A 15,019-nucleotide genomic window follows, 5' to 3' on the forward strand; every position below is an offset into this window, starting at 1 on the left:
GGCGGTGTGCGGCTCGCGATCAGGTGCCGTCGGCCCCGACGGCTTCGAGGTACGGCGTGGCGATGCCCTCGACGACCGGTCCCGGGCCGGTCCGCTCGTCCACCGGCGACAACGAGCCGAGTCGTTCCGTCCGGGCGGCGGGCCGGTGGCTCACGATGTTCTGAACCTCTATTCATATCTTTCTCCGTCACTCAACCACTGTTGCTCTCGCGGTGCAATGGCCCGGCCGCGATGGCCGTGGCCACGACGGCCACGACGGCCACGACGACCGTGGGGGCCGTAGCCACCACGACGGTCGCGACTGACCGACCGGCGACCGCTCCTGTCCCCGGAACGGCCGCCACCACCCTGATCGCGGCGCCCAGCGGCCAACCCGGCCGCGAGGCGCCGTACTTGTCAGCGATCGTCGGACCGCCGTGCGGGGCGCTCCGCGGACGTCTTTGACCGACGTGTAGTAGACGGCGACGAAATTCATCGGGCCGCCGCGAGAGAGGCGGCCGTGCGCAGCGGGTGCCGCACGCCGACGTCAGGACTCATCTGCCACGGACGGGATCTCCTGCTCGGTCCACAGGGCCTTGCCGTCGTCGCTGTACCGGGTGCCCCAGTGGGTGGCGAGCTGGGAGACGATGAACAGTCCGCGTCCGCCCTCGTCGACGGTGCGCGCATGGCGCAGATGGGGTGACACCCGACTGCTGTCGTGCACCTCGCAGGTGAGCGAGCGGTCCAGGATCAGCCGCAGTTGCAGCGGAGGGGTGCCGTAACGGACGGCGTTGGTGATCAGTTCGCTCACGATGAGTTCGGTCGCCTCGGCCGTCTCCTCGTCGAGGTTCCAGCCGTCGAGCCGGTCGCGCACCAGCGTGCGGGCGATGGCGGGTGTGGTCCGGGCGTGGGCCAGGTCCCAGGTCGCGGCCCGTTCGGCCGGGACGACGCCGGTACGGGCGAGGAGAAGGGCGGCGCCCTCGGGACAGGCGTCGGCCGGAAGGTTGTAGACCACGTCGTCGCACAGGTCCTGCAGACTCCGGCCAGGCTGCGCGAGCGTTTCCCGTACCCGGCTCGCGGCCCCGTGGTCGGTCAGGAGGGTGCCCGTGAAGAACGCCAGAACGCTGCCTTCGTCGAGCTCGAAGGCGGCGGTGGCGAACGGCGAACTGTCGGCGGAGAAGAGCGGGGGCCCTTCGGGTACGTCCAGGGTGGTTGTGGTGCCGTCGGGCGTGACGAGGACCGGCGCCGGGTGCCCCGCCCGTGCGATGGTGCAGGTACGGGAGAACGGGTCGTAGACCGCGTACAGGCAGGTCGCCCAGGGCGATTGCCTGTGCAGCCGGTCACCGGGCGGCAGCGTTGCCCGCTCGACGGCCAGGTGGCCGGCGATGTCGGACAGCCGGGCCAGCACTTCGTCGGGCTCCAGGTCGAGACCGGCCAGCGCTTGGATGACGGTGCGCAACTGCCCCATGGTGATGGCTGTCTGGAGGCCGGGTCCGTCGACATTGCCGGTGATCAGGGCGGTGCGCGCGCCGGAGAGGCTGATGGTGTCGAACCAGCTGCCGCTGTTGCGCCCCGGCAGCAGGACGTGCGCCGTCTCCACGGCGATCCGGTCACCGTTGCGCTGGGGGAGGAGCCGACGCTGGACCGTCGACGCGATCACATGGTCGCGCTCGTAGCGCCGTGCGTTGTCGACGCTCAGTGCGACGTGAGCGGCTGCGGTCAGAGCGAGCGGAACATCGTTCTCCCCATAGGGCTCCGTCCCCCGGCACCGGTAGAGACTCACAAGGCCGAGGACCGTGCCGTGCAGCTTCAGCGGGACCACGATCAAGGAGTGGGCCCGGGTCGCTTCGATCACCCGGGCGCTGTCGGGGTCCGCGTCGAGCCACGGTGTCCGGGGACCGATCTGGACGAGACGGGGCCGGAGATCCGACGCGGCCAGAGCGTAGGGAGTGCGGACGGGCAGCCTGCGCATCTCTCCGACCAGGCCGCCCCGACTGTCCCCGCCGAGGCCTCGGACCGCCGCGCGGCGCAGCGGGACATCGCGCCCCAGGGGGCCGATCGGTGGATCCGAACCGCGCAGGACCTCATCCACCACCTCGACCACGGCGAAGTCGGCGAACACCGGAACGACGGCCTCGACGAGCCCCTCGCAGGTGGCCGCCACATCGAGTGATCTGCCCACCTGCGTGCGTACCGCGGCGAGACACGCCGTCCGGGTGCGCGCCTTCTCCTGCTCGTTGATATCGACGACCGTGGCCAGCAGTCCGAGGATGCGACTGTGCGTGTCGTTCAGACGGTAGATGGACACCCTGAAGCTGCGATTGGGGCCGGGGGCGTCCAGGAGCCGGCCGCGCATCACACAGCCGCGCAAGGCCACGCCGGTGTCCAGCACTCTGCGCAGCATCCGCTCCGCTTTTTCCGGTTGCTCGACGTGGTACGCGTCGGTGAAGTGCCGCCCCACAAGGCTCTCGGCGGGGACGACGCCGGAAAGGGGGTTCGCCCGCACCACCCGCAGCTGCGTGTCCAGAACGTGCAGGCCCACCGCGGACTGGGCGAACAGTGTGTGGAGTACCGCCGCCCCCATATCGTCGACCGGAGTCGACGCGGGGTCCGGTACACCGGCGTCCGACACGGATTCACCCCCATCAGGCTCCGTCCACCTCGCGAATCGGTGGGTAGGGACAAGCGTCGACGCACCCTGCGCGCTTCGCCACCGCTCAGCGGCAGACGGATTAACCGCCGCCGCGATCACGGAAGAACGACGGTTCTTCCGACGGCTGGTCCCGGGTCATCTGTTCCGGGCGGACGATCTGTGCCGGTTCTCCGTCGTCCTCTTCCGGCGCTCGGGGGCCGGCCAACTGCTCGGGCGCGACGACCTGCGTCGGATCCGCTTCGACCGCCTCCGCCGGGCCGTCCGCCGGAGCCCCGCTCGGCCGGCCCGGTCCGGCCGAGGCCGCGTAGGTGCTCAGCCGTGTTCCGTCGCAGTACACCCAGCGCTCGTGCTCCGCGTCGTACAGCCACACCGACTCGCCGTCCACCACCATCCCCACCCGCAGCCCCTGCGTACGGCGGCGGAAGGTCTCCCCGTCGATATGCTCGTCGGCCAGTTCCTCCGCCGCGCGCCGGTACTGGGCCAGCGACTCCTGGACCCGGGCCAGCAAGGGGCGGGGGTCCGCCGTACCGGCGAGCGACTGCCCGGCCAACGGTGGCCCGTGCGGTACGGAGACGAGCAGGCGGCCGTCGACCCAGGCCGACCAGCCGTTGGCGCACAGGACCTGCCCCCAGTCCCCGCGCCGGTCGATGAGCTGTACCGGGAGCAGCGGGTCGAGTGGTTCAGTGGGGCGGGACACGTCCGGCCCCTCCCAGGCGGGCAGCCCGTCCTGGGGGACGACGTGTGTCGGGCGGAACTCCGGAGTCACCATGGGTGCCTGCCTCCACCACAAAACCCGTGCATCGCCGATGACGATGGCGTTCGAGGGGCCGCGCCCGACGTGGTAATCCGGCTCGGACTCATCACTGTGGGGCCTGGGTCGGTTTCGAGAATGCGTTCGGGCACAGTCGGCGTGGCAGGCCGTCCTCCCATGGCCAAATTCTAGCGATACACGCTGTTACGTGCCCGGCGTGTCGCGCTGAACGGCCTCCGCCCAGCCGGTCCGCAGCCACTGCTCACGGACGCCAAGGGTGCGACCCGCTTCAGCCCGGGTTCACCCGACAGCTCCGGAATCAAGAAATTCTCTTGGCGGTGGTCCCGCGATCCGGGCCTCGGACCGTTGCCGCCCCGCACGAAGCGGAACGTCGCGTCATGTCCCGCCCCAGGCCCGAATGCATCGTGCGCTGAGCCCGCCGAACGGCCGGGGCCGCCCGAGGGCGTGTTTCGAAAGTCCCGTCCGGCCGGGGGCGTCCGGCACTTCCCCAAGCTCTCGGCTTTCGCTCGAGCAGGGGAGACCCCATCTCGCTGCGTTGTCGGTCGTCGGCGCAGCCCGCTGCGCTCTCCTCCCTCCGCCTTGCGATCGCACGCACCGGACGCCCCCGGCCCCGCCCTGCGGGCGGACGACGCTGCTTTCGACACACGCCCGAGGCGGCTCCGGCCGAACTCAGGCGCCCAGCGCCGCGGAGACCACGGCCTTGGCCTCCTCCTGCACCCGGCCGAGATGGTCGGCGCCCAGGAAGGACTCGGCGTAGATCTTGTACACGTCCTCGGTGCCCGATGGACGGGCGGCGAACCAGGCGTTCTCGGTGGTCACCTTGATGCCGCCGATCGGTGCGCCGTTGCCGGGCGCTTCCGTCAGCACGGCCGTGACCGGTTCACCGGCCAGGGTGTCGGCGGTGACCTGATCGGGGGAGAGCCGTGCGAGAACGGCCTTCTGCTCGCGGTCGGCGGGAGCGTCGATCCGGGCGTACGCCGGCTCGCCGAACCGGGCGGTGAGCGCCGCATAGTGCTCCGACGGGGACTTGCCCGTCACCGCGAGGATCTCGGAGGCGAGCAGCGCCAGGATGATGCCGTCCTTGTCGGTCGTCCACACCGATCCGTCACGGCGCAGGAAGGACGCCCCGGCCGACTCCTCACCGCCGAACCCGAGCGATCCGTCGGCCAGCCCGTCCACGAACCACTTGAAGCCGACCGGCACTTCGACCAGCTCGCGGCCGAGGTCGGCGGCGACCCGGTCGATCATTCCCGAGGAGACCAGCGTCTTGCCGATGCCTGCTGCGGCCGGCCACTGCTCGCGGTGGGCATACAGGTAGTTGATGGCGACGGCGAGGTAGTGGTTCGGGTTCATCAGCCCGGTGTCGGGTGTGACGATGCCGTGCCGGTCGGCGTCGGCGTCGTTCCCGGTCGCGATCTGAAAACGGTCGCGCTGCCCGATCAACGAGGCCATCGCGTACGGCGAGGAACAGTCCATCCGGATCCTGCCGTCCCAGTCGAGCGTCATGAACCGCCAGGTGGGGTCGGTCAGGGGATTGACCACGGTCAGATCGAGCCGGTGCTGTTCGGCGATACGGCCCCAGTACGCGACGGACGCACCGCCCAACGGGTCGGCACCGATGCGTACTTCGGCCGAGCGGATCGCGTCCAGGTCGAGCACGGACGGCAGGTCCGCGACGTAGCTGCCGAGGAAGTCGTACGTCCCGGTGGTCGACGCCGCCCGTGCGCGGACGTAGGGCAGCCGTCGTACGTCCTTCATTCCGGCCGCGATGATCTCGTTGGCCCGCTCCTGGATCCAGCCGGTGGCCTCGGAGCCGGCCGGGCCGCCGTTCGGCGGGTTGTACTTGAACCCGCCGTCACCGGGCGGGTTGTGGGACGGAGTGACCACGACGCCGTCGGCGAGCTGCGAGGTCCGGCCGCGGTTGTGGGTGAGGATGGCGTGCGACACCGCCGGGGTCGGGGTGTAGCCGTCGGCCGGATCGATGAGCACGGTCACGTCATTGGCGGCGAACACCTCGATGGCGGTGATCCGGGCCGGTTCCGACAGCGCATGGGTGTCGGCACCGAGAAAGAGCGGCCCGTTCGTGCCCTGACGCGCCCGGTACTCGCTGATGGCCTGGCTGGTGGCCGCGATGTGGTCCTCGTTGAACGCGGTGGCCGTGGACGAACCCCGATGGCCGGAGGTACCGAACGCCACCCGCTGGCCGGGCTCGGCCGGATCCGGGTGCAGCGTGTAATACGCGGTCACCAGCCGGGCCACATCGGTGAGATCCTCCGGCCGGGCCGGCTGTCCAGCTCGTTCGTGCGGCATCTGCCCACTCCTCCGTATCGGTCGGTACGTGCGATCTTCCCCTCCGTCATTTTCGCGGGTGGCCTGCGCCGGTCCGTCACTGCCCCGCCGTGGACACACACCGGGGCGGAGCGGAGAGCCGGCCCGGATGAACAGGCCAAATCCTGTGGAGACGTGGCTCGGCCCCGACATATGTTCGTCCACGACGACGAGCAGCCCACCGCAGAGTCCGAGAAGTGGCGGGTTCCGACCGAAGGGGAAGGGACAAGATGGCACCGAACGAGTCCGCAGCGGCCGACCGCATCCTGCTGCGCGAGGCCGCCGCCGAGGACGCGGAGCCGCTCACCAGGCTCTTCCTCGCCTCCCGCGCCACAGCCATGCCGTACCTGCCGAAGGTGCACAGCGACGAGGACACGCTGGCCTGGATGACCCATGTCGTCCTGCCCGGAACAACGGTGTGGATCGCCGAGACCGGGACCGGGGAGCTGCTGGGGTTCGCCTCCCTCGACGGAACGGAGCTGGAACACCTGTATCTGCGACCCGATGTACGGCGTCGGGGCATCGGCTCGCTGCTCCTGGCCAAGGCGCGCGAGATCGCCCCCGACGAGCTCACTCTGTACGTCTTCCAGCGCAACACCGACGCCCGGGCCTTCTACGCGCGGTACGGCTTCACCGCGGTCGAGTTCGACGACGGCAGCCGCAACGAGGAGAAGGAACCGGACGTCAGATACCGGTGGACCGCGAACGGCTGATGGCCTGCCTGAGTCCGGGTTCGCCGAACCGGCTCCTGTACACCCGCGGCCTCTGATCCCGGCCGGCTGACAGCGCACGACGAGCGGGGCCCGCAGCCGCAGGGCCCGCATCTTGCCGTCGCGCCCTCTGCCACCAGCGGCCCACTGGACGAGGAGCGGAGGATCCCGCAGGGCACGGCGTCCTGGCGGCGGAACCGACCGCGGGGGGAGCCGGCGGGGCGACCGGTGTAGTCCGGGCGGTGGACCTCCGGCAGGTTCGCGGGGGGACGGAGGCTGCGGCACAGTGGGCATATGGACGATCTGAATGCCCTCGCCGACGAGCATCTGGCCGCGGCCCGCACCTCAGCACACGGCCGCAGCGCCCACCGCCTGCTGCATGAGGAACCCCTGCGCCAGACCGTCATCGCCCTCACCTCCGGCTCCGCCCTCGATGAGCACAATGCACCCGCCGCGGCCTCTCTCCAGGTGCTCCGCGGCAGGGTGCGCCTCACGGCGCCCTCCGGCGATGTGGAGCTGAGCGCCGGAGGACTCCACCCGATCCCGCAGGAGCGGCATGGGCTGCTGGCGCTGGAGGACGCCGTGGTGCTGCTGACGACCGTCAACGAGTGACGGCGACGGATTCGGAACGTGCGTCGGAGGGTATCCGGACGCGCTCCAGAACCCACAGCACAAGGCTTCCGGCGGCCAGCGAACCGCCCAGGAGGCAGATGCCGCTCCAGCCCGCCCGCGCCCAGACCACCGAAGCGAGCGCGGCTCCGGCTGCCCCGCCCATGAAGAAGAGCGTCATGAATCCGGAGTTGATCCGGTTGCGGGCCTCCGGGCGGAGCGTGTAGATCACGTTCTGACTGCTGTTGAGCCCCGCCTGCTGGGCGATGTTCAGCGAGATCACCCCGACCGCCAGCCACAGCAGGGAGGACTCGCCGGCCAGCAGTGGCAGCCAGGAGAGCGTGAGGAGCGCGGCCGCCGTTCCCGAGACCGCCTGCACCCGGCCCCGGTCGCTCAACCGGGCCGCGAAGTTCATGCCCACCACACCGATGACGCCCACCAGACCGAAGAGCCCGATGGCGGCGGCGCCCCAGCGGAAGGGGGGCCGGGTCAGCAGAAACGTCAGCGCGGTCAGCTGCACGCTGTACGAAGCCATGGAGAACGCGCCGATGGCTGCCCGACGGCGGAGCAGCGGTTCCAGCCGAAGCAGGGACAGGGTGGAGCGCAGAAGTCCGGTGTACGACATCGGGGCCGCGTCGCGCGGCCGGGGCAGCCGGGGGAGCCGGTTGTGCAGAAGTATCGCCATGGCGGCCATGAGCAGCGCGTTCACCCAGTACGCGGTCCGCCAGCCGCCGAGCTCGGACAGTGCGCCGGAGGCCAGCCGCCCGAACAGGCCGCCGAGCAGTACGCCGGACATGACGACGCCGACGATCCTGCCGCGTTCGGCCGGAGCCGCGAGGGTCGCCGCGAACGGCACCACGACCTGAGCCCCGACGGAGGTCAGCGCGGTGAGCAGGGTCCCGGCGATCAACAGGGGGCCTGTGGGGGCCGCGGCCGTCACCAGGAGAAAGAAGGCGGTCAGCGCGAACAGGCTCACGGCGAGCCTTCGGCGATCCATGATGTCCCCGAGGGGAACGAGCAGGATCAGGCCCAGCGCGTACCCGGCCTGGGCAGCGGTCACGATCAGCCCCGCCGCGGTGACACCGATGTGCAGATTCACCTCGATGATGTCGAGCAGCGGCTGCGCGAAGTAGTTACCGGCAGCCGAGAGTCCGGCCGCGAGGGCCATCAGCAGGACCAGGCCGCGCCCGAGCACGGGCGAATCGGGGAGAGCGCGCGGGACGGCCCGGCTACGGGTCCCGGGTGTGGAATGAGCCATGTCCCTCAGCGTCGCGGATCCAACATTCATGAGTCCAACACATGTTTTTCATTCCATCGATCGTGGTTCACGATGGATGGATGGAACTTCAGCAGATGCGGTACGTCGTCGCGGTGGCGGAACTGGGGAGCTTCACCCGCGCCGCGAAGAGGTGTCTGGTCGTCCAGTCCGCGCTGAGTCATCAGATTGCGCGGCTGGAGAAGGAGCTGGGGGCCCGGCTCTTCGAACGAACCAGCCGTCAGGTACGGCTCACCGCGGCGGGAGCGGTGTTCCTGCCGGAGGCCAGGCAGGCGCTGGACGCGGCGGAGCGGGCCCGAGCCGAAGTGGCCGCAACGGCGGGGGAGGTCCGCGGCCGCCTCGCGGTCGGAGCCATCCCGACCGTTGCCGCGGTCGACATCCCGGCCGCGCTGCGGGCGTTCCACCTCCGCTACCCGAAGGTGCATATCGTCCTGCGGGACGGGGCGAGCAAGGACCTGGTCCAGGAAGTGCGTGACGGCGCGCTCGATGTGGCGTTCCTGGGCGTGCTGCCGAGCTACCGGCCGAAGGGCGTGAGCGATCACGAACTCGCCACGGGCGAGCTGGTCGCCGTCGTGGCACCGACCCACTCCCTGGCCGGACAGGCAGAGGTGGGTCTGGAACGGCTCTCGAAAGAGATGTTCGTCGACTACCCCGACGGCACCGCGGCCCGGGCACAGTCGGAGGAGGCGTTCGCGGCGGTGGGGCTCACCCGCGAGGTGGCGTTCGAGGTCAGCGGTACCGACTTCATCGTCCGGCTGGTCCGCAGCGGGCTCGGCATCGCCATGCTTCCGGCCGCCTTCGCGGCGGAACTGACCGGCTTGCACGTGCTACCCGTCCGCGACGCGCCCGCCCGCACGGAGCGGCTGGTCTGGAGCCGCTTCCGCCCCACCCCGGCCGCTGCGGCGTTCCTGACCGGACTCGGTGTCGACGCCGGCTGAACACGGCTGAACATTCCCCATCCAGCCGGCCGGGGCGGGCGGCAACCGGCAACCGGCCACCGGTCGAGCGCGGTGGTGAACGCCTCCTGGACCGCTTCCCGCGGCGCGGAGCGTCGCAGCAGCACTCCGGAACGCTCGGGTCTTGGCCACGGCGCTTCTGGTTTTTCGATGCAGGCCTTGACCACTTGGAGTGGTGCGCCGCCGCGGGTTCCGGCGAAGTAGGAGCCGGACCAGAAGCGGCTGTGCAGGGTGGCCCGGTTCACGCGGCCGGTGAACTCGGCGCGCAGGTAGCGCGAGGAGACGCCCTTGAAGCTGTTCATCAGGTTCGGCAGGGCGACTTTCGGCGGATGGTGCACCCCGACGGGGCCTCGACCGGGGCGGGATCCGTGCCGGGGTGTCGGCCCCGGCCACGCGCGGGCGTCTTCACGTCATCTGTACCGGACAGGTCGGTCACCGAAGGGGATGTCACGAGGGTTGGCTGGGCAGGTACTGGTGTGCGGCCCGGAAACGGGGCGAAGCGGCCGGTGCCGAGGGGCGTGACGTGAGGGAGCAGACCGTGTGGCAGTTCTCCGACGATCGTGGGCAGTTGTCGACAGCCGGTCGGCGCCCGACGCGGGTGCTCGCCTATGTCCAGGCCGGAGCGACCCTGTGGGACCACGGGATACGCCCGAGCGCAATATTCGGCTCCGATCACGACGACCAAGCCGTGCCGGACGCGGCGAAGACCGGATCGCTGTCGCTGACCGAGGTCGGCTATCTCGGCGCGGGCAGCACCCTGGACGTGGACACCCTGCTGAGCGGTGAGCCGGACCTCGTCGTGGCTGTCAGCTACGGCGGCGGTCATGTCTACGGGCTCGCCCCGGAGACCGCCAAGCATCTGGAGGAGCACGTCCCGGTCGTCGTCATCGACGTGGGCCAGGCGCGTACGCTCGCGGAGATCGGTGACCGGTTCGCGCAGCTGGCACGCTCACTCGGCGCCGAGGAACCCGCGACGGCGACACAGCACCTGGAAGCCGCCCGGGACCGGCTGCGCACGCTTGCCGCCGGACCGGCCCGGTCCAGGGTGGTCGCCCTTTCCCCGGCCGGCCAGGACCGGACGCACCTCGCCCGCCCCCGCATGTGGCCCGAGCTGCGTGTGCTGGCCGAGCTCGGCGTCAACCTCGTGGAACCGGCCGAGGGGCCCGGCGCGAACTGGTCCACGGTCGGCTGGGCGGATGCCGCGGCGCTGCGCCCCGCCATCGTGCTCGCCGACATCCGGGCCAACGCCACGCCCCTTGACGAACTCCGGACGAACGAGAAGTGTTCGGCGATCGAGCGTATCGCCCAGGTGCTGCCCTGGAATCCGGAGCCGGTCTGCAGCTCACAGGCCCATGCGGGGTTTCTGACACTCGTGGCCGACGCGCTGGAGGCCATCGCCCGCCGACTTTGACGTACGCGGCCACAGGGCGTGGCTGCCCCCGCCTGCGGCACGGGCCGCGTGTTCCGATGCTCCGTACGGACGCTTCCGATCGCGCCGGCCGCCCCGGTTCGCGAGGCCGGCCACCTTGCTGCTACCCACCGGGGTGGCCCTTTCGCTGCGGATCCGGGCCCGGGGCGGGCGGATCGAGGTGTTCATCGCGGCCGACCAGACATCGATGTGACCGACACCCGCTATGCATGCGGCAGGATCGGGCTCAATGTGTTCGGAGGCCGCACCGCCTACCAGGACATTGTCGTCACCGCACTCCAGGAGACCCCCCCTCATGCTCGACAGACTCGACCTGCTGGTCATCGGCGAATGCGTCGCCGACATCGTCCGGCTGCCGGGTGCGGCCGACCAGGTCCACCCGGGCGGCAGCCCGGCCAACGTCGCGTACGGTCTGGCCCGGCTCGGGCACGCCGCCACTCTCCTCAGTCAGCTCGGCCCGGACGACAACGGGCGGCTGATCAGGGGCCATCTGGCCGGCGCCGGGGCAGAGGTCCGCACGGACGGTGCCACGGCGCCCACCCCGTCCGCCGCCGTGACCCTGGACGGCGGCGGCCAGGCCGCGTACACCTTCGAGATCACCTGGACGCTCGCCCCGGTCTCCCTGGACCGGCCGCCCCACCATGTCCACACCGGATCCATCGCGACGGTGATGGAACCCGGAGCGGCCACCGTCCTCGCCGCCGTCGAGTCGCTGCGGACGTCCGCGACCGTCAGCTACGACCCCAATGTGCGGCCCGAGCTGATGGGGGACCACGACGCGGCTGTACGCAAGGTCGAGCGCTGCGTCGCGCTCAGCGATGTGGTCAAGGCCAGCGACGAGGACCTGCAGTGGCTGTATCCGGGCCAGGAGCCTGAGCAGGTCGCCGAGCGGTGGCTCACCACGGGCCCGGCCGTCGTCCTCGTCACCCGGGGAGGCGACGGTGCCCTGGCCGTCCTTCCCGACGGGCAGGTGACGGTCGACGCGCTACCCACCGACGTGGTCGACACGGTGGGGGCGGGCGACGCCTTCATGTCCGGCACCCTGCACGCCCTCGCCTCGCACGGGCTGCTCGGCGCGGACGGCCGTGAACGGCTGCGCTCGTTGGACCGGGACACCATGACCGATGTCCTGCGTCACGCCGCGGCCTGTGCCGTCGTGACCGTCGCACGGGCCGGCGCCAACCCGCCGGACGAGGCGGAGCTGAAGGCAGCACTCGCCCGGGGCTGAACACGACGGTGCCACTGCCCCCTTGCGAGGCGGTGGCACCGTCGTGTCGTCGGGGTGGGGCCGGCCGACCGGGATGGCCCGGGGGAGCGCCGAGTCGACGGTGTTGCCTGCCGGTCCTCGGCCGCCACCCGGACGCCCAGGAAGCCACGGGACTTTCAGTGCGGAACGCGGTGCCGTGAACCGGTAGCAGCCGTCGTGGGCCCGGTGCACCGACACCGGCTGCCGGGTGACACCGCATTGCGGGATCACTCAGGCCCGTCCCCTGCGCAGACTGTCGACCGTGCCCGAGGAATCGCTCATGACCCGGGTGCCGCCAGATGCGGCGTGCTGTCGTCGTCGAGGAACTCGATGACGGCGAGGGCGAACAGCGCGCACAGCGCGATCCACACGGTGACCAGGCCCGTCGGCCGGTCCCACGCCACCAGGACCGCGGCGGCCACCACGACCACCGTCCAGTTCAGCCAGCGCCTGGCGCGGTGCACCCACCTGCCGACCGGGCCGCCGGTGACACCGGCCGCGTCCCGCACGGCACCGATGCCGCCGCTCCACATCGCTTTGAGTCGGGTGGCGGCGCGGCCGTCACCGGTGAGCCAGGCGGCGAGGGCCACCACAATGCCGAGCGTGACCACCAGGCGGACCAGGGCGCGCACGTAACCGAACAGGGCGTCGAACACGGAACCGGCCGCCGGCTGCGACACCTCGGACGGGAGACTGTCGAGATAGAAGGCACGGCCCAGCCACACGGCCGGCCCGAGCACCACGGCACCCGCCGCGACCGCGAGCGCCGTCGTGACCAATGCGCGACGGCGGCGCACCGCGAGAAGCACCCCGCCCGCGGCAAGCACCAGAGTGACCAGCGGCAGCCAGAAACCGATGATCTGGAGGGCCCGGAACCACTTCTTGGCCTTGCCGACCGAGTCGGAGGTCAGCACCGTGAAGTCGGTGTGGATTTCCGGGATCTTCGCGGCGATCGTCAGCCCCCGGTCGACGAGGCGTTGCTTCACTCGGTCGATCACCGGTGCCAGGTCGATGGTGACGGTGTCATGGGTGAGTTTCACCGCCCCGCCGCCGCTCCCGGACAGTGCCTTCATCGTCGCGGACTGGGCGGTCCGGTTGAGGTCGGTCCAGATCGTCTTGAAGGCGTCGCTGGTGACGAACTTCTCCACGGTCCCGTGCACGAAGTCCGAAACACCCGTGGTCAGGGGGCCGCTCAGGCTCGAGAGCGCCTTGTCGACAACCGGCCGGTCCGCGGGGGCGACATCCGCCAGCAGCGCCTTCACGTCGAGGTGCTTCATGACGGCGCCGGTGACGCGATCGGACACCGCGGACTGCACATCGGGGTCGGATGCGAGCGGCGCCATCATCGCCACATAGTTGTCCGTGTCGCCGATCTGGGTCTTCGCCCAGGTGGACACGATGCTCAGCGGCGTGAGGACGGCCGCGACGAGGATGAGCAGCGCGGCGAAGAACGAACGGGCCCGCGGCCGGTGCCGTGCCGGAGCCTGTGCCTCCAGCGCCGCCACCCTGGCGTGCAGCGCCTCCAGTTCCGTGCGCGCTTTTGGAGACTCCGACCGGCTACCGTCCGTTTCCATGTCCCAAGGGGATGCCCTGCCGGTGCACACAGCGCGGCGGACTGCTGCGGACGGGTGAACGCGTCCACCGTGCGCGCGGCGCTGCTCGGTCCACACGGCCCATCAGTGACCCGTTCGGCTCAGTGAGCGCATCCTCGCCGGGGCGACTGCCGTTCGACAACCGGTAGACATGATCGATTACGGAGGAGGGGGCGGAACATGGGGCGGGCCGACATGGGTGTTGCGGTTACGGGAGTGGGTCTGGTGACCGCTGCGGGCGCGGACGAGCACACCTTCTGGGCGGGACTGTGCGCCGGCGTGTCCGTGGCGCGGAGCTGTGACGAACTGGCCGGTCTGCCGGTCGACTTCGCCTGTCCGGTGGACGGGATCGACCTGGACGAGGCCGTCGGCGGACGCTCGGCGTGGCGGATGGCACGGTTCGTGAAGATGGCGCTGGTCGCCGCCCGCCAGGCGGTGGCGGACGCCGGGCTGTCGCCGGAGCGGTGGGAGGGCGACCGGGTGGGAGTGGTGCTCGGCGTCGGTGTGGGCGGGGTGTCCGTGCTCGTCGACAATCTGCGCAAGCTGGATGGCGGCGGACCGGAGGCGGTGTCGCCGCTCCTCGTCCCGATGATGATGCCCAACGCCGCCGCCGGGGAGGTGGCGATCGCCCTGCGGGCCCACGGCCCCAGCCTGGCACCTGCCACGGCCTGCGCCTCCGGGGCGACCGCGATCGCCGTGGCCCGTGATCTGCTGACGAGCGGCCGGTGCGATGTGGTGGTGGCAGGCGGCGCGGAGTCCGTACTGACTCCGCTGGTGGTGAGCGCCTTCGCGGGCATGGGAGCGCTCTCCCTGCGCACCGGCGATCCGGCGGGGGCATCGCGGCCGTTCGCCGCGGACCGGGACGGTTTCGTGATCGGTGAGGGTGCCGCCGTGCTCGTGCTGGAGCGGACAGTCGATGTGCACGGCCGCGGGGGGCGGCCGCGCGCCCTGCTGACCGGTGCGGGTTCCGGTACCGATGCCCACCACCCCACGGCCCCGGACCCGGAAGGAGCCGGTGCGCGCAGGGCGGTGGAGGCGGCGCTGTGCGAGGCGGGGTGGGCGGCCCATGAGGTCGACCACATCAACGCGCACGGCACATCGACCCTCCTGAACGACGCGATGGAGACCGCGCTCATCTCCGGACTCTTCCCCCACCGGCCGTCGGTGACCGCCCCGAAGGGCGTACTCGGGCATACCCTCGCAGCGGCCGGGGCGATCGAAGCGGTGGCCACCGTACTGACCCTGGAGCACGGCCTCGTCCCGCCGATCGCCAACCTGGACTCGCTGCCGGACGGGTTCGACCTCGACTGTGTGGTCAAGGAGCCCCGCCTGCAGCACGTCGAGCGGGCACTCAGCCACTCCTTCGGCTTCGGTGGACACAACGTCGCGCTCGCCTTCCAGCGCGTCGACGCGGACGGCCCGCCGAAGACGGCCCCCGGTGTCCTCGCCGTCGGCTGATCGTTCTTGTC

Annotated in this window: 12 protein-coding genes and 1 pseudogene; 6 read left to right on the forward strand and 7 right to left on the reverse strand. The window is 71.0% G+C overall.

From position 1 onward, the window contains the following. Window positions 1-19: 19 nt before the first annotated feature. The 4 genes from ABTZ94_RS04100 to pgm form a co-directional block, all read right to left on the reverse strand. Entirely contained in the window at window positions 20-154 is a 135-nt protein-coding gene (locus ABTZ94_RS04100; RefSeq protein WP_351197261.1) for a hypothetical protein, read from the reverse strand. Between the two features lie 372 nt (window positions 155-526). Beyond that, window positions 527-2,611: a SpoIIE family protein phosphatase gene (locus ABTZ94_RS04105; protein WP_502967170.1), complete on the reverse strand. Its 2,085-nt coding sequence runs from the start codon at window positions 2,609-2,611 to the stop codon at window positions 527-529. Between the two features lie 100 nt (window positions 2,612-2,711). Next, a complete protein-coding gene (locus tag ABTZ94_RS04110) occupies window positions 2,712-3,401 on the reverse strand; it encodes an SH3 domain-containing protein (protein WP_351197263.1) in 690 nt (229 codons plus the stop codon). Between the two features lie 672 nt (window positions 3,402-4,073). After that, window positions 4,074-5,714 (reverse strand): phosphoglucomutase (alpha-D-glucose-1,6-bisphosphate-dependent), encoded by a 1,641-nt coding sequence (gene pgm, locus ABTZ94_RS04115; protein ID WP_351197265.1) that lies wholly within the window; start codon window positions 5,712-5,714, stop codon window positions 4,074-4,076. Between the two features lie 248 nt (window positions 5,715-5,962). Here pgm and ABTZ94_RS04120 point away from each other — a divergent pair, with 248 nt between their 5' ends. Further along, entirely contained in the window at window positions 5,963-6,445 is a 483-nt protein-coding gene (locus tag ABTZ94_RS04120) for a GNAT family N-acetyltransferase (RefSeq protein ID WP_351197267.1), read from the forward strand. A gap of 291 nt (window positions 6,446-6,736) precedes the next feature. Further along, complete coding sequence (locus ABTZ94_RS04125; protein WP_114242880.1) at window positions 6,737-7,054, forward strand: cupin domain-containing protein; 318 nt, start codon at window positions 6,737-6,739, stop codon at window positions 7,052-7,054. On the opposite strand, the gene ABTZ94_RS04130 is transcribed toward ABTZ94_RS04125, so the two are convergent. Beyond that, a complete protein-coding gene (locus ABTZ94_RS04130; RefSeq protein ID WP_351197269.1) occupies window positions 7,044-8,309 on the reverse strand; it encodes an MFS transporter in 1,266 nt (421 codons plus the stop codon). The genes ABTZ94_RS04125 and ABTZ94_RS04130 overlap by 11 nt on opposite strands. A gap of 80 nt (window positions 8,310-8,389) precedes the next feature. Between ABTZ94_RS04130 and ABTZ94_RS04135 the strand changes: the two genes are divergently transcribed. Beyond that, a complete protein-coding gene (locus ABTZ94_RS04135) occupies window positions 8,390-9,265 on the forward strand; it encodes a LysR family transcriptional regulator (protein ID WP_351197271.1) in 876 nt (291 codons plus the stop codon). 173 nt (window positions 9,266-9,438) lie between these two features. Here the strand turns inward: ABTZ94_RS04135 and ABTZ94_RS04140 are convergent. Next, window positions 9,439-9,621: pseudogene (locus tag ABTZ94_RS04140) on the reverse strand (IS200/IS605 family transposase); the annotation flags it as partial. A gap of 185 nt (window positions 9,622-9,806) precedes the next feature. On the opposite strand from ABTZ94_RS04140, the gene ABTZ94_RS04145 reads away from it, so the two are divergent. Beyond that, window positions 9,807-10,694: an ABC transporter substrate-binding protein gene (locus ABTZ94_RS04145; protein ID WP_351197273.1), complete on the forward strand. Its 888-nt coding sequence runs from the start codon at window positions 9,807-9,809 to the stop codon at window positions 10,692-10,694. Between the two features lie 313 nt (window positions 10,695-11,007). Further along, window positions 11,008-11,940 (forward strand): carbohydrate kinase family protein, encoded by a 933-nt coding sequence (locus tag ABTZ94_RS04150; RefSeq protein ID WP_351197275.1) that lies wholly within the window; start codon window positions 11,008-11,010, stop codon window positions 11,938-11,940. 296 nt (window positions 11,941-12,236) lie between these two features. On the opposite strand, the gene ABTZ94_RS04155 is transcribed toward ABTZ94_RS04150, so the two are convergent. Next, window positions 12,237-13,532 carry a coiled-coil domain-containing protein gene (locus ABTZ94_RS04155; protein WP_351197277.1) on the reverse strand — a complete coding sequence of 432 codons (1,296 nt, stop codon included), beginning with the start codon at window positions 13,530-13,532 and terminating at the stop codon, window positions 12,237-12,239. A gap of 198 nt (window positions 13,533-13,730) precedes the next feature. Here ABTZ94_RS04155 and ABTZ94_RS04160 point away from each other — a divergent pair, with 198 nt between their 5' ends. Then, window positions 13,731-15,008, forward strand: a complete 1,278-nt coding sequence (locus tag ABTZ94_RS04160) for a beta-ketoacyl-[acyl-carrier-protein] synthase family protein (protein ID WP_351197279.1) — start codon at window positions 13,731-13,733, stop codon at window positions 15,006-15,008. The last annotated feature ends 11 nt before the right edge of the window (window positions 15,009-15,019 follow it).

Origin of the sequence: Streptomyces sp. NPDC002785 (genome assembly GCF_040295565.1) — a bacterium.
In the GTDB taxonomy this organism is placed as follows: Bacteria; Actinomycetota; Actinomycetes; order Streptomycetales; family Streptomycetaceae; genus Streptomyces.